Genomic DNA, 21,698 nt, shown 5'->3' with positions numbered 1-21,698 from the left:
TCACTGAGATTGATTATCATTCCAAATGTCTTTCGCCATTATAGCGAACGAAAATGAGAGAATGATGTGAAAATGAAATTTGTTTTCGCAAGCTAACATCAATAAGGCAACCCTTTTGTCCGTTGAGAAGAATCATGCTTCATTCTTCTACTCTACAGGGCCTCTAAAACATAAACGGTTTGTCTTATTTTAGGGGTGAGGTGAAATATTCCATTTGGAGGGGCAAAGCGAAGTCAGTAAAGACTGATCAGTGGTATCTATTTTTGGAAATATATTTTTCGACACAAAACGCTATTTACATATTTTAAATTATTTGGTTAAATTTTATTGTACCAGGAATTTACAATTTTGAAATTTCAAAGGAGGATAGGGAAACTTACTACTGGTGTTGGGGTATACAGCAACATGAATATAATAAGTTGGGAGTTGTAACTATGAAGAAAATTAAATTGACACTATTTGTGGCACTATGTGTTAGTTTGCTGCCAGCCGTCGGAGTTTCTGCTGAAAAAAAATCGGCAAATGAAATTGAACGTGGTCTAGCAGAGATTATCAACGAGGAATTGAACTATAACGGTTATTCCTCTCTATCAACAAGTGACTTTAATAAAAGTGATGCCGATTTTGATCAATTGATTACTGAAAAAAAAGTTGACTCTAAGATAAAAGATAGAATAAAAAAATTAAAAAATGCTGAATACGTTAGTTTGACTTTCGATGAAGACGGCATTCTTACTGAAGCGCAAAGTAACAAAAGCGGAAATGTTGTTGAAAGATTTAAACATGAAAATCCAAATAAAAATAAAGTTTCAAATAAAAACGAGGTTCGCATTTCTTCTCTGCTAACGGATACTTCCCCAAAACCAGTCGGAGCTAGCAGTGGTGCATTCCATCGAATAAAAACGCCTGAAAGCACTAGCTTGTCCGCAAGCTTCACCGGGGCAGTTGCAGATGGAATTGTATTGCCTACTGTAGATATTAATAATTCTTATCTTACAGGCGAATCTTCTAACTTGTATATCGGGATTGACAGCGCAACAAATGGCTATGCAGAAGTAGGTCTTGTAACTGCAAAGTCACTGAGTTTGGCAGCTGGGTGGTATCCTGGATTTCATGCTAAAGGGACTCATACTCTAAATAGTGGGCATAATTCCAATTCCGGCGGCGGTTATTATTATGATGTTAACCGGCCAATGACGCCTGGAACTGATATCGGCTTCTTTAAAGTGTATTATAAATATGATGAAGCCACATTGAGAGTACGTTATCTATTAGGGGCAACTACTGTATACGATGTGTCTTTCACTGGAGTAAACAGCACAGGGAAATCTGTAAAACGCTTGACTACGATTGCAATGAACAGTTCTGCTACAGACACCACAAAATTCAGCAATTCATGGACCTCCTATGCTTCTTGGAAAAACTTCCGTTTCCTCACCAATAACGGATCTTCAACGACCTATTGGGAAACCGTAACAGGAATAAAAAGTGAAACTTGGTCTCATGGCGGATCAATCGATTATACTAAATCAGGTACAACAGAGAGTTATAAAATCTATTAAGGTTGAATATAATAGTAGGGCTGGCATTAATTATGCCGGCCCTACTGTTAGTTTATTTTTGTACCTTCGATCTAGAAGCTTTCGTGGATTCGCGAATGAGTTCTGCCCATAACTCGTCACCTTGTTCTGGCAACCCTGCGGAGGACAGGCACAACTCCGTTTTAATGTGGTGGGACCCCTGTCTGTACAATTGATAGTCACTTTATGACGGCGTATTCCAAGTTAACCAGCTTCGCATAGGTTACGAGTTGATCCGTTGTCAGATTGAAGGAAACGACGGTATGATGGCCTCCCCCATTCTCGATCCAAGCTTTTACCCCTTCTTGGAAGTTCGGCTTCACGTTCCACAGTACACGGGCCACGGGCAGCTTAGGAGCAGGAACCGTCGGCTCGAACGCAGAAACCTCGTTAATGAGTAATTTATAGTGAGTACCGAAGTCAATGATGGATGCGACGACGCCTTCGCCAGATTTACCGTCGAATACCAGGCGCGCCGGAGCTTCACGGCCTCCAATTCCGAGCGGGGAGACCATAATTTTGGGCTGGGTGCTTGCCAAGGTAGGATCTACCTCTAGCATATGGGATTGAAGGATCGATTCTTGACCGACCGCCATCTCGTAAGTGTAATCTTCCATAAAACCAGTATTTTGATTGCGACTCATCACCTTCAGCAGACGATCGAGCGCGGCCGTCTTCCAGTCGCCCTCGCCGGCAAAACCATAGCCTTGAGCCATCAGACGCTGCACGGCAAGACCGGGAAGCTGTTTCATCCCGTGCAAATCTTCGAAATTCGTAGTAAAGGCATTGTAGCCTTTCTCATCCAAGAAACGTTTGATGGCGATTTCATAGCTTGCTTGCACTCTGACGCTGGCTTCCCAAGCTTCTTTGCTGTTTGCGCCATAATCAGATTCATACAAATTCGCATATTGTGCCATCAACTCATCGATTTCCTGCTCGGTGACGGCATTCACGTATTGCACGAGATCTCCGATGCCATAGTAGTCCACGGTCCACCCGAATTGAATCTGAGCTTCCACTTTGTCCCCTTCCGTTACCCCGACGTGGCGCATGTTGTCACCGAAACGTGCGACCTTGATGTGGAAGCTTTCATTATAAGCAACTGCTACGTCCATCCACTCCGCAATTTGCCGTTGCACATCCAGGGATCCCCAATAACCAACAACAATTTTATTTTGTTTTTTCAGACGAGCATTGATGAAGCCGTATTCGCGGTCACCATGTGCGGCCTGGTTCAGATTCATGAAGTCCATATCGATCGTTGCCCAAGGGATGCTTTCATTGAATTGAGTTGCCAGGTGAAGCAAAGGCTTTTGCAGCAGCTTCGTTCCGCGAATCCACATTTTTGCAGGCGAGAACGTATGCATCCACGTGATGACTCCCGCTACTTTATCTCGATAATTGATTTCTTTCATGATACTTGTAATTTTATCCGCGCTGACAGCTAGCTCTTGCAATACAAGAGGATAAGGCAGCAAACCGCTATTATTCAAAGCATCTGTCATCAATTGAGCGTTCGCTTTGACTTCAGCTAACGCGTCTTCACCATACAGATTTTGCGAACCTACTACGAACCAAAACTCTTTAGCTGCTGTTGTTGACATCCAGAACATCCTCTTTTCTTTATTTATTGGATAAGGTAGTTACTTCTGCCCGTAATAGGCATCATTCCCGTGTTTACGAAGATAGTGTTTATCCAGAATGCCCGGCGGCAGTTCTTTTGCAAAATGATTTAATTGCCGTGCGTATAAATTCATTTTACAAACCTCTTCCAGTACGACGCTGTTCACAATCGCTGATTTCACGTCTTCACCCCAGGTAAACGGCGCATGGCCTTGAAGCAGAATGGCGGGGATTGCCATGACATTCAGTCCGCGTTCCTTGAACGTTTCGATAATGACACGGCCCGTTTCCGCTTCGTAACCGCGATCAATCTCTTTTTGGTTCAAGAACCGCGCACAGGGGACAGCACCGTAGAAGGTGTCCGCATGCGTTGTTCCCATAACGGGAACATCCAATCCCGCTTGCGCCCAAATGGTTGCCCAGGTAGAGTGAGTATGCACAATGCCGCCGATTTCCGGGAAATGCTTGTACAGTACAGCGTGAGTTGCAGTGTCTGAAGAGGGTCTTAACACTCCTTCGACCACATTGCCATCAAGATCCACGACCACCATGTCGCCGGGCTTCATATTTTCATAGCTGACTCCGCTCGGCTTGATCACGAATAGGCCGCTTTCTCGATCGATTGCACTCGCATTACCCCAAGTGAATTTCACGAGGCCGTGCTTCGGCAACTCCAAATTCGCTTGATATACCTCATCTTTTAGCTGTTCTAACAACGCTAACCCCTCCCATTCTCCAGTAAATGGTCTACGGCAGCCTGTTCGATAGCCAGTCCTCTTCTATAGCGTTCTATGAATACTTCAAATCCACACACATCTGCTCTATCCGGAGCCATCTCTTGTCCTTCGACATTTTGAAAAACCTTATCTTCGAGAAAGTGCTCCAAGCTCTCATCTTCATCCTTGTTGACCATGAAAGAGGCCAGCAGCGCAATGCCCCAAGCCCCGCCTTCACTGGCTGTGGACATTACAGAGATAGGCACGTTCAGCGCCGCAGCTACTATTTTTTGCCCTACACCAGCAGTCTTGAATAAGCCGCCATGAGCCATAATGCTGTCAATAGCTACAGCTTCGTTGTCGGTCAAAATGTCCATGCCAAGCTTCAACGCTCCGAATGCAGCGAATAAATGCGTTCGCATGAAATTGGCCAAATTGAAGTTACTTTCGGGCGAGCGAACGAACAACGGCCGACCTCTCTCCATTCCCGTAATATTCTCGCCCGAGAGATAACCATAACTGAGCAATCCGCCGCAATCCGGGTCGGCTTCCAACGCCTTATTCAGCAGCACACTGAACAATTTTCCGAAATTCGTTTCGTATCCCATAGCCTCGGAAAACTCGCGGAACAATCCCACCCAGGCGTTGAGATCGCTGGAGCAGTTGTTGGCATGTACCATGCCGACCGGACTGCCATTCGGAGTCGTAACGATATCGATCTCGGGATAAACCTTTGATAATTGTTTCTCCAATACAATCATTGCAAAAGCGGAAGTACCCACGGAAATGTTACCCGTACGTTTTCTTACGCTATTCGTAGCAACCATGCCTGTTCCGGCATCTCCTTCCGGAGGGCAAAGCATAATGCCCGATTGCAAATCCCCCACGGGGTCCAGAATACGGGCCCCCGCCTCCGTCAATTCGCCGACTTGCTCGCCAGAGAGATAGACTTTAGGAAGAATATCCTCAAGCCTCCACGGATAATGGTTGGCTGCGATTCGCTCATTGAATTGCTCGGTCATCAACGAATTGTAATGATAGGTCGCTTCCTCAATGGGGAACATACCGGAAGCATCCCCGATGCCAATCGCTTTATTACCAGTCAGCAGCCAGTGAATGTATCCGGCCAGTGTCGTCAAAAAATCAATATGAGGTACATGCTCCTCTTGATTTAGAATGGCTTGGTACAAGTGCGCAATACTCCAGCGCTCGGGTATATTGAATTGGAATAAGTCCGTTAGTTCCCTTGCTGCCGCGCCAGTTGTTGCATTACGCCATGTTCGAAACGGGACCAGCAGTTTGCCGGTGCTGTCGAATGCCATATACCCGTGCATCATAGCAGAAAACCCTATCGCCCCCGCGGTCCTGAGGGTAATACCATAATTTCTTTCCACTTCCTGTTTTAGTTCACGATAAGCCAGTTGGAGGCCTGTAATAATATCCTCCTGGTTGTACGTCCAGTATCCGTCTTTTAATCGATTTTCCCATTCGCAGCTTCCTGATGCGATGACCCTGAAACGATGATCGATCAGCACTGCTTTTATCCGCGTAGAACCTAATTCGATACCTAGCGAAGTTTCTCCCTTGGTTATCGCTTTCTTCAAATCTATATGATCCATGTTCACCTATGCCCCCTCCCTGTTCGCGCAAAACATTCAAACGAAATTGATTTGCAAAATGATTACTTCCGCCATAAGGAAGTAGATATTCCCGTTTAGTTCTAGCCTAAGTATATTTACATGTACGTACATGTGTCAAATAAAAATAAATTAGTACGTACATAAAATCGTATTTCCAAAGAGAAAAGGTTAAGTTTGCAAGCTATTACGTTGCTTTTCGCTCTACACCGTTCATGTTAGAACATGTACGTACAACTCTTCAAAAGACGATGAAAGAAGTGAACTTCGTGCAGCCAAAATACCAAGCTATCATTGATGATATTAAAAGCAATATTCTTTCTGGAACCTATAAATCTGGAGATCAAATCCCAACGGAGTCCGCCTTGCAGATCAGCTACAACGTTAGCCGGCAGACGGTACGGAAGGCGATTCTGGAATTGTCGAACGAGGGGTTTCTAAGAAGCGAAAAAGGATCCGGCACCTACGTAAGCAAGCAGTACCGAACCAGGTCAAACGGAAGGCCCGCAAAAAAAACGATCGGCGTCGAACAGGATGTTCCACTTGTGATGATCAATGCCTACTATGAGGAGCTGGAGGTTCCTTTCTTCTGTCTCGATGACGTTCAGTCCAGCTACATCGCAACCCGGGAGCTGATCGCTAAAGGACATACCCAGATTGGTATCATCGCGAAAATGGATGATTTGCAAGGTAAATATAGAATGAAAGGCTTCATTAAAGCTCTAGGGGAAGCCAAATTACGGTTCCATCCTGAGCTAGTGCTTTCTTTCGATACGACGACGAAGTCAGATCTCCATGCCAGCTTGGAAAAGTTCCTGATTGACTACCGGGGCGGATTGACTGCGCTAGTATGTTATAACGACGAGGTAGGCTTGGAGGTCATAAATGCCTGTAAAAGACTGGGGATTTCGATTCCGGACGAGTTATCCCTTATTGGCCAGGACAATTCGTATATCGCAAAAAACGCCAGCATCAAGCTAACGACGCTGACACACCACCAAGAACAAATGGGACGCGACGCAGCAGACTGGGTGATTAAACTATTACAAGGTAAAAAAAATTGGCTACAACTAATTATTACTCCCCCGTATTAATTGCGGGAGAAACAGTAAAAGCAATCGAAGAGGAATAATCAATGAAGATCCTGCTTAAAAAGGCCTGTGATCTGCCGCTCCAGTATGGAACATGCAGATTCACAGGCCAAGTCATCATCGTTCCCGATGGTCGCCGTCAGGCCATGAAGGCTGGCGACCTCCTCCACCTGCTCTTTTCCGTCTATCCTCTTCGGAGTGCATCGACAATATTGACTTTCTTTAATGTACGCATCGGCCATATCGTTGCAACAAGAATTGTAATCATTGCACCTGCGAATGCGATGCCCATATTTCTCCACGGAATTGTCCAGGCCATTTCCACAACGTCCGAGAAGAGGCGTTGTATTGAAAAATCTAGCGCAACCCCGATCAAAATTCCGTTTAATGCGGCAAAAACCCCAAGCAGTGCCCCCTCTAATAAAATCATTTTGTTCAATTGCTTTTGCGTCATACCGATTGCCTTCAGCACAGCAAACTCTTTGGTTCGAAGAATCAGATTCGTACTCACGGTGTTCAAAATATTTATGAACGCAATCAAGTCAATAACACCGATAAAACCGTATAGCAAAATGCGGGATGTCATTTCGTCATTTTTGGCTTGTTCAGACTCCGCCACTTTATCCATATAGCTGTACCCGGCGTCTTGCTTGATTAAAGCTTGAAGGTAATCGGTTATAGGGGCGTTAGGTGCATCAGGGTTCGCAATGATCAATATTCTCGAGAAAGCATCATTCCCCGTAATTTTTGCAATTACTTTTGGCGTAGTGATGAACCCAACCGTATGACTTTCGCTATACCCGCTCGACAGTAATTCCTGATCGGCAACACCGACCACGGTTACCGTTGTGTACTCCTTCTTGCCTTCTTCCGGCGAACGAATTTGGATTTGATCTCCTACCTTAAAGTTGGTCTGATCGATAATGAGCTTCTTGCCCTTCTCCGTTATCATCGCTATTTTTTGAAGAACGATCACGCCATTCTCCCGGTTCATTTTCTCCCTGTCGATCGTCCCTTCAATGAGCTTGGATTTTAAATCATCCAAGCCGTTATCTCCTAAGGAGTTAAGGTAATTATTACCTGTTCGATATCCCTCTCCAACATCAACGGAATACATACTTTTCATTACCTCATAATAGTTGGGATTGATCTTATTCTTTGGAATGATAGCCTCCACTTGATGATTATAAAACTTATAGGCTTTTTGCACAGCTTCAAGCTTGAGAACATCCTGATAAACGGAATCGGGGATCCGCTTCGAAGGACCTTCATAATTAATAGAATAGGAATAGTGCATACCCGATGACGACGTCTGCTTCAAGAAATCGACTATTCCGCTGAAGACGATAAACAAAATGACGCTGATTATCATGGAGAAAGCCGTAATTCGGAAACGTCTCTTGTTCCGTTGTAAGTTCCGTCGGGCAAACTGCCCCTCCAGGCCAAGCAGCTTCTTCATGAATGCGGATTTCTTGATTCTCGTTATTTTCTCCGCATTCGTGTTCCCCGAGCTTTTTACAGCTTCAAGCGGAGAGACACGGGCTGCTTGTTTCGCTGGTCCGATAGCGGAGATATATACCGTCAGAAGCCCCAGTAATCCAGCAAAAGCTAATATCGGAATGGAAACGACCATTTTCATATCATTTAGAAACCCTAACGAAATAAAACTAATGCTGTAAAACAAAATCTTCATAAATAGAGTTCCGGTAAACAAACCAATTGGAATGCTAACCAAGCTCAATATTGCAGCTTCTTTTAAAACGATATTGCGAATTTGTGAAGGCGTAGCTCCGATACATCTTAATATTCCAAACTGCGCTATTCGCTCCAAGACGGAAATGTGGAAAGCGTTATAAATTACCGCAAAGGTACAAATGAGAATAATAGCGATAATAGCTGCTAATGCTAGTATCGAACTTTTGTTCACACCGTCGTAGGTGCTTTTTCCATATAGCTTAAGCAATTCATTATTGAATTCGATTCTTACATTTTTGATACTGTTGTCCCGATTTAGCTGCAAAGCGGAGCCTTGATCGGTATCGTTTATTTTCAACGAAGACACAATAGATTCCGTCTTCTTTTTTATTTGATCCATCGATTTCATCTTGGCGTAAATGAAGTATGGTCTGTCTGGATCAATGGCCTTGTTATCGTTGAAGGTAATGGCTGGTATGATGAAGGCGGATGACCAAGCACTGTTGCTCGGCGGCTTCATTATGCCGACTACCTTGAATTCTTTTTGAGTTCGGGCTTGAAAGGCTTCATCCAGATCCCAACCAAAATCGCCCATCCCGTTAATCGCTTTCTCTTTGCCGGTCGATGCTACCGTTCGAACTCCAAGGTTTAGTTTTATATGATCTCCAAGTTTAGGTTTATTCGGAAATAGATTCAGTCCCCATGAAGAAAGGATAATTTCATTCGCGTTTTCCGGCAGCCTGCCCGATTCTAACCGTACTTGCAGCATGTTCATTGCGTTTGCGTCATATCTCTTTACATTCAGGTAACGAAATGGCGCGGTAACCGGATTTTCTTTCTTTTCTTTTTCATCCGTTTCACTGATGACGGCATATCCTTCTCTGCTGATAATCCCGGCGCTTCCAACCGTTGCATAATTGCTCACTTTCGATACAGCTTCTCCAGGAATACCGTTGAACGAGACATGGTAATCGCCGTAGCTTTGCATCGTTTGTCTAATTAACTTATCCTTGTAGCTTGTTGCAATCGTTCCAATCGACGTGAGCAGCGTTACCGACAATACTATGCCGATCATCGTTAGAATGGATCTCTTTTTTTGACCCCACAAATATTTCTCGGTAAGCCCGGTATAGTTTCTCAATGTGTACTCACCTCATTTTGCTTGAGAAAACCGTCTTGAATGTAGACGACTCGATCCGCTCTTTGAGCGATATTCAAATCATGCGTAATCATAATTAACGTTTGATTATATTTTTTTACGGAGAAAGTAAGAAGATCGACAATTTCCTTGCTGTGCTTGCTGTCCAGATTGCCCGTCGGCTCATCTGCCAAAATGATGGAGGGTTTGTTGATTAGAGCTCGTCCAATGGCGGCTCTTTGCTGTTGTCCACCTGATAATTCGGAAGGAAGATGATGCCTTCTGTCCATCAGACCTAATATTCCCAGCAGCTCATCTACATATCCTTCATCTGTTTTTCTTTCAAGCAGCATGGGCAACTTGATATTTTCTTCTGTCGTAAGCACCGGAATCAGATTGTACGATTGAAAAATAAATCCGATTTTACGCCTTCTAAACAAAGCAAGCTCCTTTTCATTTTTGCTATAAATGTCAACGCCATCTATGATGACCTGTCCGCTTGTCGGTCGGTCCACTCCTCCGATCAGATGCAGCAAAGAGCTTTTTCCAGAGCCGCTTGCGCCTACAATCGCCACGAATTCGCCTTGCTTGACGGATAAATTGACATGATTCAATGCCTTGACTTGAGCTTCTGTATATCCGTAGGTTTTGCATAAATTGATGATTTTAAGGATTTCCACTGATGTCCCTCCAGAAGTGATATGACTTTGATTTTAATAATAAGCGTCCTTGCTTACGATAAAGTGAAGAGGAAGCTTACGTTTTCGTAAGCTTCCTCTCGCCTGTTTCCTTTAAGAATGAAATGCTGAACACGGTTCCCTCTCTTAGGTTGCTTGCAACGGTTATCATTCCCCTTGTCCTTCGATAATGGACTTGGCCAGAGACAAGCCGATTCCAACACTTTGCGGTTTTGCGGTACTCCTCCCGCTATAGAAACGTTTGAATATATGAGGGAGCTCCTCGGGGGGAATGCCTTCTCCATAATCTTGAATATGCACGGTATTGAATAATGAAGTTTGCTCCAATACAATCTGGATATCTCCTTCTTTGGGAGAGTGTTCCATCGCGTTTTTAATCAAATTAAGGAATGCTTCGGTTAGCCATTCTTCATCGGCCTCCACGAGCATTTCTTCGCCACCCGAGATGCACACCTTCAGCAACTTTTGCTCCGATAACGCTCTCAATGAATGGACGGCCTTGTTAACTAGCTTCCTTAATTGAACCTCTTTGTTGTGAAATAGGATTGTACCGGTTTCGACCCGTGCCATCTTCAATAAACTGACGATGAGCCATTCCATTCGTGCAAGCTGCTGCCGGCTTCGTTCCAGAAAAGCGTTCTTCGTCTCTTCCTTCATTTTGGGGTCGTTCAACAAATTATCATTGAACACAATTAAGGATGCCAGTGGTGTTTTAAGCTGGTGAGAAATATCGGAGAGCAGGTTTCGAAGGAAGGTTTTTTCATGTTTGAGCTGCTCCAGGCTGTTATTAAGTCTTTCGGCCATCGCATTGAAGCTTCGCCCTAAAGATCCAAAATCCCCTTCCTCGTTCTCCGGCAGCGGTTTGTCGAATTGGCGCTCCACGACCTGCGCAGCAGCAACCGCTATGGTTCTTATTTTGCTAAATATTTTGCGGTATTCCCATAACAACAAGAGCAAGAGCGGAATGGCAAAAAACAAAACCTGAATGGACGCCTTCAAGGGCAAGGCTTGATCTGAAAGCGCCGGTTGATCCGCAACAGACATATTCGCTTTGTATCCATACTGCGCCAAAATTTGTTTGCCTTCTGCGATTTCATTTTCTTGCGGGCCTTGGGTAATGTAGCGAATAATTTCACTTTCAAATTGAGGCTCTTGCTTCAATATATGCCCAATCAGCGCTGCATTCTGGTCAACAATAGTATGGTTAATCCGTTCGACCTGGTTGTTCATATAAAAGAACATCATGACGGAAAACAACAGTTGCAAGACAAGCGCCTTCAAGGCGATCGACTTCCATTCTGGATTTCTCAGCACTTCAACCATGATTCATCTCCCTGACACTTCGGCATTCCATTTGTATCCGACTCCTCGAACCGTAATGATATATTGGGGTGCAGCAGGTTCATCCTCCACTTTCTCTCTGAGCCTTCTAATGTGTACCGAAAGAGTGTTATCGTCGACAAATTCGCCCGACATATCCCATAAATGATGAAGAAGCGCTCCTCTGCTGCAAACTTGGTTCGAATGAGTGATCAACATCAACATCAGTCGATATTCCAGCGCTGTCAGGATGACTTCTGAATTGTTTTTAAATACGGTTCCTTCGAGAACGCGCACTTGAATGTCGCCTGATTTCCATAACTTTACTTCTTCGATGCTTTTATTGTTTCGTCTCCATACGGCATTCATTCTAGATAGAAGTTCTTTGATTCGAATAGGCTTGGTCATATAATCATCAGCACCCAGATCAAGTCCTGCGACGACATGGATCTCCTCATCCAATGCCGTTAAAAATATGATGGGAACCTGAGACGATACCCGTATTTCCTTGCACAGCTCGTAACCAGACCCATCAGGCAAATTAACGTCTAACAAAATGAGATCGATGGAGCCGTTAGCAAATACCTTTCTGGCCTCTTCTAAGCTGCCGGCCAATGTAACCGTATATCCTTCACTTGATAGGGTATATTCAATTCCGAAAACGAAGTTGACGTCATCTTCAACAAGTAAAATATGATTCATGGTATACCTCATTTCACGATAATTCAGGTAAAAATGATTTTTCTTAGTATAGTATAAGGCACACCGGGTTGCGATATCCAAGTTAGTCGAAGATGCATGCACAGGCGGTATGAAACCCCGTGATGAATAATTTTCCATACGTACGGAAACATTAGCTTTAACCCTTTAATAATTCCGCTGTCTGTTCAGGAAAAGGAGTGAACTCCCCCAAGACATGTTTCACGAATTCCAGAAGACAAAAAGCGACGATGACGAGAATAAAGAGCCGATTCACCCGAGCTTGATTGATAGCGTTAAGCGGTTAGAAGAAATTTTTTCAGGATGCAAGGACTTCATCTTCCTCCATTGGAATTATGGAGATAACCTTCAATATTCGGCCAAAGCCATCTATTGCTATTCGCTGGTTCAGGAAAAAAAAGAAAATTACTTTAAAGCGGCCATGCAGGATTTGGTTCCCCATCATGTCGGACAGGCCGCCAATGTGACCCCGATATCGTGTTCAACTACTTCGAAAATCACGGAGCTTCTGCAGAAACCGCGCACATCATTGGGGATTTGGATACAGCGGTTCGTGATATTTTGGGAGGCAATGTCGTTGTCCTCTTTGACAAATGGGACAAAGCACTGAGCTTCAAAGCATTATCGATACAAGAAAGACAAGTGACAGAAACTTTGACGGAGCCGGTTGTGAGAGGCCCGCACGAAAGCACTGTCGAAAATCTGATGAAAAATATCGGTCTGCTGCGAATCCGGCTGAAGACCCCTGACTTTAAACTAAATTTATTGACAGCAGGGGGAAAAACTCACTCTGAAATGGCTTACGGTTATATCGAAGGAGCCGCCAACCCGGAAACTTTGGCCGAGTTTGAAAAGCGAATCGAACGGACTAAAGAGATGGAAATATTGGAAACTTCCTATATCGAGGAACTGCTTGAAGATTCGTTGTATTCCCCTTTCCCGCAAGTCCGAATCACCGAACGGCCGGATACGGCTGTCGCTGCCCTACTGGATGGGAAGATTATTGTGATGGTCTCAGGCAGTCCTAGTATTCTTATTTGCCCGGGTCTTTTCACGGAGTTCTTACAGTCTCCCGAGGACTATTACCAAAGAACGGGTTTTTCAAGCATGATCCGGCTTTTGCGGTTTATTTCATTTTTTTTGACGATCGTGCTGCCGGCTATTTACATAGCATTGACAACTTTTCATCCCGAGTTGATTCCCACTGTGCTATTGCTCGCTATCCTTAACACTCGGGAAGGAATTCCCTTCCCGGCTTTGTTGGAGGCGCTTATTATGATCTTTTTTTTGGAAATTCTGACCGAAGCGGGGGTTCGGCTACCTCGTCCCGTTGGCTCAGCCGTCAGTATCGTCGGAGCGCTCGTTATCGGCGAGGCGGCTATCAACGCAGGAATAGCATCCCCAATCATGGTGGTTGTAGTATCGCTAACGGCGATCGCAAGCTTCTCGCTTCCTCAGTACAATCTCTCCATGACCGTCCGAATATTACGTATTCCGCTTATGCTCCTTGCTTCTATATTAGGGGGATTCGGGCTAATGATTGGATTCTTGTGGATAACGCTGCATTTGATGAGTTTGCGTTCATTGGGGCAGCCCTATTTGGCGCCCATTGGTCCAGCTCGGTTCCGTCAATTGCGCGATGTGTTTGTCCGTATGCCTCTGGAAATATTGCATCGTTACCCGCGCAATAAGCAACGGCATCATTCGACCTCCTCAACGAAGAAAGAAGGTTGAACGATGAGAGCATACGGATTCGCGACTTTATCCGTGTTAGTTCTATTTCTACTTACCGGTTGCTGGAGTCGAGTGGAATTAGATGAGCTCGCATTTGTTCAAGGAGTTGCTATTGACCTAACGGAAGATGGATCGGAAATTGATCTAACCGTACAATTCTATAAACCGACGAGCGGAGGAAAGGATTCTTCGGGAAACAGCGGTAATTCTGGCGAAAGATTCATCAATCTTAAAACAAAAGGAGCAAGCATATTTGAAGCCGTCCGTGACGTCGCGATTCATTTGGGCAGAAAAGCGTCATGGACCCACATGCGGATTCTTGTTATTGGGGAAAAGCTGGCCCAAGAAAGGGATATTGGAGAAATCCTCGATTTTTTTGCGCGGGATCACGAACCGCGTCTGTCTATGTCCGTAATGATCGGCAAAGACAGAGCCGACGCTTATTTGAAAACTAAACCATTCATTGAAGCGAGCACGAGCCAGCAACTGCGGGAGGTTGGCCGATTTTCATATAAATATGCCGGAAAAACGATGAGAATTTCACTTCGGGATCTGATGTTGGATCTCAAAAGCCAAACAGAAGTTTCATCGGTACCGTACATTTATTTTGACCGGGAGAATGGGGCATCAATCACTACTGTTACGGGCCTGCAAATATTGAGGAAAGGAAAATGGGTGAGCGATATACCCACCGAAAGAATCGAAAGCTTGCTCATGCTGATTGGTAAATATAAAGGAGGGGTTCTCCAAGCACCTTGCGCTGACCACAAAGCCCCGGAAATCAGGAAGATGGAATCGGTCGAAGTGGAATCCATCAAAACGGTGACCGAAGTTAAGATCACAAACGATAGGGCTAAGGCCCGCATCTCGATCAAAGCTCGGGGCTACGCTGGCGAGTTGATTTGCTCTTCCATCAAATCGCCGGAGGAAGCGGCAAAGTTTAATCAAAAAATAAAAAAATCGCTTGAACAGGATTTGGATCTCACATTGCAGTTTTTACAGGAGCGTAAGCTGGATGCGTTGGGAATCGGAAATCGGATATTTCGACAGGATCCCGCATTGTGGGCAAGATGGAAACCGGAATGGGAAGAACGCTTTTCCAAGCTTCCGATTACAGTTGAAGTTGAGGTTAACGTGTTCAATACCGGCGCAAACATAGGTCAGCATCTTGCCAACTAACTTTGAATGGATATTGAGGTTATAACGATGTTCGAAAAAAGCGTGCTTCTATTCATTTTATATGCCGCTCTTTTTATTTACGACGGTCCGAAATTGAAAATGAGAAGCCTTCGGTTGAAGCTTGGCTACGGGCTGTTAATGACAGCCTCCGTATATCTTAGCGTCGATTATTTGTTATCCCTGCACGCTCCGAACTTGGATGACTTCTTTGATTTCATCTTTAAAGATGCGGCAAAGCACATCGTGGAAGCGATCAAAATCCCTTCTTAACGAGGATTTCAAAAAAGGGGGATCGATGATGCAAAAGCGGTACACGGTTAGTTCTTGGCAAATGGCGGCACTCTTTCTAGCCTACATTACCGGATCAGCGATCGTCTGGATTCCAGCGCCTTTAACCGGTGCTGCAAAAAACGCCGCCTGGATTTCGCTGTGGCTTGCGTTTGGACTTGGGACGTTAGTGCTTGCTTGTATCCTCTATTTGCACCGAAGATACCCTGATCTGACTTTTGTCGAGTATAGCGAGCTAACGCTTGGCCGGATAGCGACCACAATCATAGCTATTCCTTTTTTAGGCATGCTGCTTCTTATGCTATCCAATATAACAATCGGTATAAGTCAATTTTTTAACAGCACAATGATGAGGGAAACGCCTTCCTATGTCTTTCACTTGCTAATCCTGTTTACAGCAGCCATTACCGTTCGTGCGGGAATTGAAGTGATGGCCCGAATGTTTATGCTGCTTCTCATCGCCCTATTTATATTCGTGTTCTCTGTTCTGCTGCTTAATCTTTCTTCCTACCGTCCCGAGCTTCTTACCCCCGTTTTTGAGCAAGGTTTCAAGCAAACCTTTTTCGGCATTTATCAAACTTGGGGCTTTCCTTATGGGGAGATTATTCTATTCTCAACGGTATTACCGTTTATTCGAAGGGATCGGCAACATCTCGGCAAATTGATGTTCTCCGCGCTGCTAATCAACGCGATCTCTTTATCGCTGTCCATTTTATGCACCATCATGGCTTTAGGTCCGATGGCCGCAACTGTTAAATTTTCCTTGTTCGAGCTTGCACGATTGGTCGAAGTCGCTGATATTATTGAACGGATCGAGTCGGTCATCGGCATGACCTTGATCGCTGCGTCCTATATGAAGGCAACGATTGTGCTGTTTATTTTTAATGCGACCCTATCCAGATTGCTTCGGCTGCAGGACGAGAAGATTCTAATCTTTCCGACAGCATTCCTGACTTTTCTTCTTACAATGACCATGTATCGAAACGAATTGGAATTTAACGAAAATGTAACGGCAGAGTGGCCGTTAATTATTACTTTTTTCGGTGTTGTTCCCAATCTTATCATTATACTGGTAACCGTGCTGAATGACTGGCGCGCAAAGATTCACAAGGGGTAAGCTGCTACAACAGCCCGGCAATTCGCACGCCATGCCAAATTCCGTCGTCATCCACATTGCGGGTTACATGTGTTGCGGCGCTTTTTACAATATCGGGTGCATTCCCCATGGCAACGCTTGTACCCGCAAATTTGAGCATTTCAATGTCATTCAAATAATCGCCGAAAGCGACGACGTCTTCTCGAAGGATACCCCGTTCGGCAATTATGGCCTCAATGCCCTTCGCCTTTGAACCTCCATGCGGAAGCACGTCCATCGATACGGAGTGCCAGCGAACGAATTCCAACTCCGGGAAACTTTTCCGATAGCGCTCCTCCTCTTCCACTGTGCAAAATAACAGGATTTGATAAATATTCCTGCCGAGGAAATAGGCTGAATCATGAAGGGGATGCTGCATTTGAATGGTAGCGATGCTTTCCTCGATGTGAGCATGATATTCGCAGTTGCTCGAACTTGGATTAGATCCTGACGGATCGGATTTTGATAAATGGGCCGGCCTTGCCATACGACATACTGTCCGTTATAACTCACATAGGATTCGATGCCTAATCGTGCCCGGAGCTCTATAGTTAAAAGGGGCTATAATATTCGAACGGCTTCCACTGGGACTCCTTGCCGACTGCCTGTTGTTCGGGCCAAGGTTTTGTAGTTACCCACTTTGAGACGCTGGCTAATACCTCACCGCGTATCACTTCCATCTGCGCCGGAGTTATTTTTTTGGCGGCCTGGTCCAAGCACGCTGCTTGTAGCCGGGAAATTTCATCGCAAAGTCGAGCCAGGCAAGCTTCCATGATTTCTTTTCCTAACGCTTCGTTCGCTTCACTTGCGTCAAGTCCCAATGCGAGACGCCCTCCAGATCCGGGGGCTTTTTCTAACCTTTGAAGGGCCATGTCAATGAATGGAGGTTTGATGTACATCAACTGAGAGATTTCATATTTGCCGGCATGGTCTCCTTCAAATAAATCCTCGACCAGTTCCGGATCACTGCATACCCACACCTGAACCGGTACGTATTTCATGAAAATATCGGCTGCCAGCCGAAGATCTCGCTGATTTCCCCCGCTATGGCCAGACACCACCACGATGGTTCGAAACCCGGAATTCACAAACGCTCTTAGCTGGTAAAGAAAGAACAGGAGAAATACATCGGGCGGCATCGCCGTCATAGGCGCTTTTTCTTCGCCGATCTCATCCTGCAGCCAACGGGCGTGATAGCCCGTTTCGTGAATGTGATACCCCAAAGAGGGGGCGACGATTCCGCCCATCCTCTTCGCAGCTTCCGTACAAAGCCATTCCGCTTTGAATGTATCAAGGCCAAAGGCGCTCACCTGACCGTGCGGTTCGCAAATACCCAGCGGCAAATAGACGACAGGATTTTCGGCCAGACGCCTATTGAACTCAAAAGGCAGCAGCTCCGCCCATAAGGTCTTATCTCCAATATTTGGTTTCATAAAAATTCCTCACCCATCGATGATAACGTCGGATTTCCAGGAAAATTTCGTCGGTCAACGGCGTAAGATCAGCGGCCGCAATATTCTCTTCCGCATACTTGGTAACATGCATCGAGCTCAAAGCCGTCGTTACCGCCGGATGATGAAGAACGAATTTGATTGCAAGCTCGGCCAACGTTTCGGCATATTTCGGTATATAGGCCTCTCGCAGTCGTTCCACGCGTTCGATATAAATTTCGCGCGGCAAATACTCGAAATAGGTTTTTCTGAAATCTCCCTCCCCGAACTCGGTATCGGGTTTCAAAAAGCCGGTCAGTCCGCCTTCGTCCAATATACAACGAGCGATGACGGCAACATTGTTCGCTTGGCATATAGGAATAAGGCAATCTAGCGCCAGTGGATCAAAAATATGAAAGATGGTTTGCACCGAATCAATCGCTCCGCTTTTGACAAGAGAGAGTGCCATATCATGACGATGGTCCGGGATGGAAATACCGATGCCCCTGATTTTTCCCTCTTGCTTTAGTTGGAGCAGTTCTTCCATCCAATAGTCCACGTCATCCCAATGGGGCCAATATTGATGAAGCTGCATCAAATCGATGGTTTCAACACCCAGTTGACGAAGCGAAATTTCAGTGCTCTCTCTCAGCCATCCCTTGGGGAATGCGGACTCGACAGGCACCGGTCCTCCCCAGCCATTCTGGTCTTTGGACTGAACCTTGGAAGCGATAAATGGCTTTTCGCCCTTCCACTCTCGTAAAGCAAGACCGAGAATGCGTTCCGAATCCCCATAATTTCGTGCGGTATCCATGAGATTAACGCCTTTGTCCAAGCTCGTTAACACCGAACGAATGAGATCGTTCTCACTGAAATTGCCGAACTCGCCTCCCAAGCCCATGGCCCCATATCCAAGTCTGGAAACCCGGTCTCCAAGCTTGCCGAATGTGTTATATTGCAAGTCTATCTCCACCTTCTAATTTATGAATTTTTAAGAAGCCCCTTCAGGCTCACCGCGTTATCGGCCAAGCTTGCAGGATCCGGCTTCGCCTGTTTTTCCGCCAGCATCTCGGCAAAGCGAAAATTTTTGGACAGGCCGCCCTCAGGCCCTATGCCGCTTACGGATACCAGTCGGCCATCCTGCGCCAAGTGGAAGTACAATTTGCCGGCGTCACCCATATCACGGAACACTATTTGTTCGGTACCGTCTGTCAGCCCGGCAACCTGAAGCGTCTGATCGTATTGATCCGACCAAAACCAAGGGACCGATGCATAGGGCTCAAGCGAGCCTAACATGGACGCAGCTGCATGAGCTCCCTGATTTTGCGCGTTTCGCCAGGATTCAAGTCTGATTCTCCGTCCCCCGTACAACGGATGAGGGAAGGAACAGCAATCTCCGGCCGCCCATATATCGGGATCGCTCGTCACCAGATACTCGTTCACTTTGATGCCGTTTTCAATTTCCAGTCCGCAATCTTCCGCCAGTGTTGTCTCCGGAATGGCCCCAACGCCCGCAAGTACGACATCGCAGGCGACGTCACTGCCGTCAGCCAGAACAACACGATACCCGCTCTCGGTCTTATCTACACTGTCAATCATCTTGCCGACGATGAATTCCACGCCGTTATGCCGATGAAGCTGTTCGACCTCATCTGCGATCTCCTTCGGAACGCCCCGCATCAAAATTCTCGGAGCGACTTCGATCAGAGTGACGCGGCACCCTTTAGCAATCGCGCTTGCAGCGACCTCAAGACCAATGAAACCGCCGCCAATAATGGCAATATGCTTCCTTGGCTGGAGTCTGCCGCGAAGCCGCAAGGCGTCGGCAAAGTTACGAAGGTAAAGGATTTCTTGAGCTCCTGCGCCCGGTACGTTCAGTTGTCTTGATCTGGCGCCGATAGCCAGCAATAAACGCTCGTAAGGTACGCTAAGTCCGCTCTTCAATTCCACAACATGATTAACAGGATCGATTTTTATCGCCGGATCGTCCGAGATCAATTGAATTCGGTTGTCGCTTATTTGTTGGCGAGTAACGATGGCAGTCGGTATAGGTTCTTCATCCTGATACAATTGGTGCTTGGAAAGAGGCGGCCTTTCGTAAGGAAGCTGGTCTTCATTGCCGATCAAGGTAATGGAGCCTGCCCAGCCTTTTGCACGGAGCTCGACGGCAGCTCTTGCGCCCGATTCTCCAGCTCCGATAATTACCATTCCAATATCCTTCATCCTCATACACCTCGGAAGTCAAATATAGATATACACCTTATCTTGTTCGATTTTTACAGGATAGGTTTTCAAATCTACGCACACTGGAGCACGCTTGGCGGCGCCCGTCGGGATATCGAATCTTCCATTGTGCTTCGGGCACTCGATCATTTTTCCCATCACAAGTCCATTGGAAAGATGGAATTTCTCATGGGTGCAATAACCGTCGGAGGCATAAAAATCGCCGGTATCCGTGCGGTAAATCGCAAATGTCAGATCATCGTGGTCAAACCGAATGACGTCTTCCTCTTCGATTTCATCTACGCCGCAAACCTCTATCCATTGCTGGCCGATTGTCATGACATATCGCTCCTCAAGTTTGACTTGTGTTCAATGCCGTACATATAAGGCCGGGCTGTACTAGGCAGTGGCTTTACGACCACATAATGCGGGTCAAGCTTTTGCTTTTTCAACGCCATAACTACTTCTTTCAGTGCTGCTGAAAAACTTGGCCGAGCGGGCGGGCAATCGGCTTTCATTTCTTCATGGAGTTTGGACAAAGCGTGATAAGGAACCATAGGGAACATATGATGTTCCACATGATAGTTCATATTCCAATAAAGATAACGAAGGACGGGGTTCATATAAATCGTACGCGAATTAAGCCGATGATCGAGAACATCCTCATAAAGCCCAAGGTGCTGCGTCATTCCAAATCCAAGTACAAGGATAAAGCCGTAAAACGATGGCAAGATGATGAACATAGCCGGAAGAATACTGCCGAAATAGATGCATGCTGCGATAACGGCCAAGATGATCAGCATATATACGCGAGCTTCGCGGAACACCTTCTTATGCTCGGATTGCGGAATATATTCCTTCTCCTGAGCTTCCAGCTTCCCGAACGCATGCATGACAAATCGCTTAATTTCGACCGGCCCGCCATACAGATCGAACATCTGCATCCAGAGAATTTTCCAAAGCGGGGGTCTTTCCGTAACAATTTCCGGGTCTCTGCCTACAATTATCGTATCCGTATGATGTCTTGCATGACTCCACCGCCACGGCGTAGCGGAACGAAGCACCATAAACGAAGCGATCTGATAGATGACCTCGTTCATCCAGGGAGTCTTAAATGCCGTGCCGTGACCGCATTCATGCCATCTCGAATCCGCAGGCGTCGCATATAACATTCCATAAGCCAAAAAGGCCGGGATTGACCACCACGTTCCCCAAGAAAGATAAGCGATGTACCCAAGAACCACCAGACCGAAAAACCAAATGATCGTATCCCGAATGGCCGGTCCGTCCTTTCGCTTCATTAATTCCTTCATTTTGGCGCGGGGAATCGGCGATGTGTACCACTCGGCAGCTACAAGCCCTTTTTCTTCAGCCCGCCTGCTTTCCTCCCCAAGGATACTGTAGTCGCGTTTTTGAACGACTATTGCCATGATGAAACCACCCTTCGTTTCTGAATAATCGTTTTGTGTGCCCGGGCACACATATTGCTAA

At 45.9% G+C, this 21,698-nt stretch carries 18 protein-coding genes and 1 pseudogene; 6 read left to right on the top strand and 13 right to left on the bottom strand.

What is annotated here, in order from left to right:
• Nucleotides 1-434 precede the first annotated feature (434 nt).
• Complete coding sequence (locus D3H35_RS28920) at nt 435-1,562, top strand: hypothetical protein (protein WP_119152546.1); 1,128 nt, start codon at nt 435-437, stop codon at nt 1,560-1,562.
• 197 nt (nt 1,563-1,759) lie between these two features.
• Here D3H35_RS28920 and araA read toward each other — a convergent pair whose 3' ends face one another.
• Genes araA through D3H35_RS28905 form a run of 3 tightly spaced genes read right to left on the bottom strand, consistent with a single transcriptional unit; the run spans nt 1,760 to nt 5,538 of the window.
• Nucleotides 1,760-3,184 carry an L-arabinose isomerase gene (gene araA, locus D3H35_RS28915; RefSeq protein ID WP_119152545.1) on the bottom strand — a complete coding sequence of 475 codons (1,425 nt, stop codon included), beginning with the start codon at nt 3,182-3,184 and terminating at the stop codon, nt 1,760-1,762.
• 39 nt (nt 3,185-3,223) lie between these two features.
• Nucleotides 3,224-3,919, bottom strand: a complete 696-nt coding sequence (locus tag D3H35_RS28910) for an L-ribulose-5-phosphate 4-epimerase (RefSeq protein WP_119152544.1) — start codon at nt 3,917-3,919, stop codon at nt 3,224-3,226.
• Between the two features lie 2 nt (nt 3,920-3,921).
• Nucleotides 3,922-5,538: a xylulokinase gene (locus D3H35_RS28905; protein ID WP_119152581.1), complete on the bottom strand. Its 1,617-nt coding sequence runs from the start codon at nt 5,536-5,538 to the stop codon at nt 3,922-3,924.
• Nucleotides 5,539-5,825: 287 nt separating this feature from the next.
• On the opposite strand from D3H35_RS28905, the pseudogene D3H35_RS28900 reads away from it, so the two are divergent.
• A pseudogene (locus D3H35_RS28900) lies at nt 5,826-6,688 on the top strand (GntR family transcriptional regulator).
• 143 nt (nt 6,689-6,831) lie between these two features.
• On the opposite strand, the gene D3H35_RS28895 reads toward D3H35_RS28900, so the two are convergent.
• The 4 genes from D3H35_RS28895 to D3H35_RS28880 form a co-directional block, all read right to left on the bottom strand.
• Entirely contained in the window at nt 6,832-9,417 is a 2,586-nt protein-coding gene (locus tag D3H35_RS28895) for an FtsX-like permease family protein (RefSeq protein ID WP_147355980.1), read from the bottom strand.
• Nucleotides 9,418-9,479: 62 nt separating this feature from the next.
• A complete protein-coding gene (locus tag D3H35_RS28890) occupies nt 9,480-10,160 on the bottom strand; it encodes an ABC transporter ATP-binding protein (protein ID WP_119152542.1) in 681 nt (226 codons plus the stop codon).
• A gap of 165 nt (nt 10,161-10,325) precedes the next feature.
• On the bottom strand, nt 10,326-11,501 hold the full coding sequence (locus D3H35_RS28885; protein ID WP_119152541.1) for a HAMP domain-containing sensor histidine kinase: 1,176 nt from the start codon (nt 11,499-11,501) through the stop codon (nt 10,326-10,328).
• A 3-nt stretch (nt 11,502-11,504) separates the two neighbouring features.
• Nucleotides 11,505-12,200 (bottom strand): response regulator transcription factor, encoded by a 696-nt coding sequence (locus D3H35_RS28880; RefSeq protein WP_119152540.1) that lies wholly within the window; start codon nt 12,198-12,200, stop codon nt 11,505-11,507.
• Between the two features lie 495 nt (nt 12,201-12,695).
• On the opposite strand from D3H35_RS28880, the gene D3H35_RS28875 reads away from it, so the two are divergent.
• Genes D3H35_RS28875 through D3H35_RS28860 form a run of 4 tightly spaced genes read left to right on the top strand, consistent with a single transcriptional unit; the run spans nt 12,696 to nt 16,536 of the window.
• The gene (locus D3H35_RS28875) at nt 12,696-13,952 is read left to right on the top strand and encodes a spore germination protein (protein WP_233568227.1); all 1,257 of its coding nucleotides are present in this window, start codon (nt 12,696-12,698) and stop codon (nt 13,950-13,952) included.
• 3 nt (nt 13,953-13,955) lie between these two features.
• Nucleotides 13,956-15,131 (top strand): Ger(x)C family spore germination protein, encoded by a 1,176-nt coding sequence (locus D3H35_RS28870; protein ID WP_119152539.1) that lies wholly within the window; start codon nt 13,956-13,958, stop codon nt 15,129-15,131.
• A 27-nt stretch (nt 15,132-15,158) separates the two neighbouring features.
• Nucleotides 15,159-15,401, top strand: a complete 243-nt coding sequence (locus D3H35_RS31055) for a hypothetical protein (protein WP_158594345.1) — start codon at nt 15,159-15,161, stop codon at nt 15,399-15,401.
• A 25-nt stretch (nt 15,402-15,426) separates the two neighbouring features.
• Complete coding sequence (locus D3H35_RS28860; protein ID WP_158594344.1) at nt 15,427-16,536, top strand: GerAB/ArcD/ProY family transporter; 1,110 nt, start codon at nt 15,427-15,429, stop codon at nt 16,534-16,536.
• A 4-nt stretch (nt 16,537-16,540) separates the two neighbouring features.
• Here D3H35_RS28860 and D3H35_RS34390 read toward each other — a convergent pair whose 3' ends face one another.
• From D3H35_RS34390 to D3H35_RS28830, 6 genes are all read right to left on the bottom strand, one after another.
• On the bottom strand, nt 16,541-17,041 hold the full coding sequence (locus tag D3H35_RS34390) for an HAD-IIB family hydrolase (protein WP_119152536.1): 501 nt from the start codon (nt 17,039-17,041) through the stop codon (nt 16,541-16,543).
• Nucleotides 17,042-17,105: 64 nt separating this feature from the next.
• On the bottom strand, nt 17,106-17,987 hold the full coding sequence (locus D3H35_RS28850) for a creatininase family protein (RefSeq protein ID WP_119152535.1): 882 nt from the start codon (nt 17,985-17,987) through the stop codon (nt 17,106-17,108).
• Nucleotides 17,965-18,945 carry an aldo/keto reductase gene (locus D3H35_RS28845; RefSeq protein ID WP_119152534.1) on the bottom strand — a complete coding sequence of 327 codons (981 nt, stop codon included), beginning with the start codon at nt 18,943-18,945 and terminating at the stop codon, nt 17,965-17,967. Before D3H35_RS28845 ends, D3H35_RS28850 begins: the two co-directional genes overlap by 23 nt.
• Nucleotides 18,946-18,965: 20 nt before the next feature.
• Entirely contained in the window at nt 18,966-20,207 is a 1,242-nt protein-coding gene (locus tag D3H35_RS28840) for an NAD(P)/FAD-dependent oxidoreductase (RefSeq protein WP_199728643.1), read from the bottom strand.
• A gap of 18 nt (nt 20,208-20,225) precedes the next feature.
• Nucleotides 20,226-20,546, bottom strand: a complete 321-nt coding sequence (locus D3H35_RS28835) for a MocE family 2Fe-2S type ferredoxin (RefSeq protein WP_119152532.1) — start codon at nt 20,544-20,546, stop codon at nt 20,226-20,228.
• A complete protein-coding gene (locus D3H35_RS28830) occupies nt 20,543-21,637 on the bottom strand; it encodes a fatty acid desaturase family protein (protein WP_119152531.1) in 1,095 nt (364 codons plus the stop codon). Before D3H35_RS28830 ends, D3H35_RS28835 begins: the two co-directional genes overlap by 4 nt.
• Nucleotides 21,638-21,698 lie beyond the last annotated feature (61 nt).

This window comes from Cohnella faecalis (assembly GCF_003570905.1).
In the GTDB taxonomy this organism is placed as follows: domain Bacteria; phylum Bacillota; class Bacilli; order Paenibacillales; family Paenibacillaceae; genus Cohnella; species Cohnella faecalis.
Note: the sequence above shows the minus strand (reverse complement) of the source record. Positions and strands in the feature narration are given on the sequence as shown.

Excerpts from the sequence above, each read along its gene's own strand:
- D3H35_RS28880 (WP_119152540.1), bottom strand. The coding sequence starts at position 12,200 with ATGAATCATATTTTACTTGTTGAAGATGACGTCAACTTCGTTTTCGGA.
- D3H35_RS28830 (WP_119152531.1), bottom strand. The coding sequence starts at position 21,637 with ATGGCAATAGTCGTTCAAAAACGCGACTACAGTATCCTTGGGGAGGAA.
- D3H35_RS28860 (WP_158594344.1), top strand. The coding sequence starts at position 15,427 with ATGATGCAAAAGCGGTACACGGTTAGTTCTTGGCAAATGGCGGCACTC.
- D3H35_RS28905 (WP_119152581.1), bottom strand. The coding sequence starts at position 5,538 with ATGGATCATATAGATTTGAAGAAAGCGATAACCAAGGGAGAAACTTCG.
- D3H35_RS28835 (WP_119152532.1), bottom strand. The coding sequence starts at position 20,546 with ATGACAATCGGCCAGCAATGGATAGAGGTTTGCGGCGTAGATGAAATC.
- D3H35_RS31055 (WP_158594345.1), top strand. The coding sequence starts at position 15,159 with ATGTTCGAAAAAAGCGTGCTTCTATTCATTTTATATGCCGCTCTTTTT.
- araA (WP_119152545.1), bottom strand. The coding sequence starts at position 3,184 with ATGTCAACAACAGCAGCTAAAGAGTTTTGGTTCGTAGTAGGTTCGCAA.
- D3H35_RS34390 (WP_119152536.1), bottom strand. The coding sequence starts at position 17,041 with ATGGCAAGGCCGGCCCATTTATCAAAATCCGATCCGTCAGGATCTAAT.
- D3H35_RS28870 (WP_119152539.1), top strand. The coding sequence starts at position 13,956 with ATGAGAGCATACGGATTCGCGACTTTATCCGTGTTAGTTCTATTTCTA.
- D3H35_RS28920 (WP_119152546.1), top strand. The coding sequence starts at position 435 with ATGAAGAAAATTAAATTGACACTATTTGTGGCACTATGTGTTAGTTTG.
- D3H35_RS28840 (WP_199728643.1), bottom strand. The coding sequence starts at position 20,207 with ATGAAGGATATTGGAATGGTAATTATCGGAGCTGGAGAATCGGGCGCA.
- D3H35_RS28885 (WP_119152541.1), bottom strand. The coding sequence starts at position 11,501 with ATGGTTGAAGTGCTGAGAAATCCAGAATGGAAGTCGATCGCCTTGAAG.
- D3H35_RS28850 (WP_119152535.1), bottom strand. The coding sequence starts at position 17,987 with ATGAAACCAAATATTGGAGATAAGACCTTATGGGCGGAGCTGCTGCCT.
- D3H35_RS28895 (WP_147355980.1), bottom strand. The coding sequence starts at position 9,417 with ATGATCGGCATAGTATTGTCGGTAACGCTGCTCACGTCGATTGGAACG.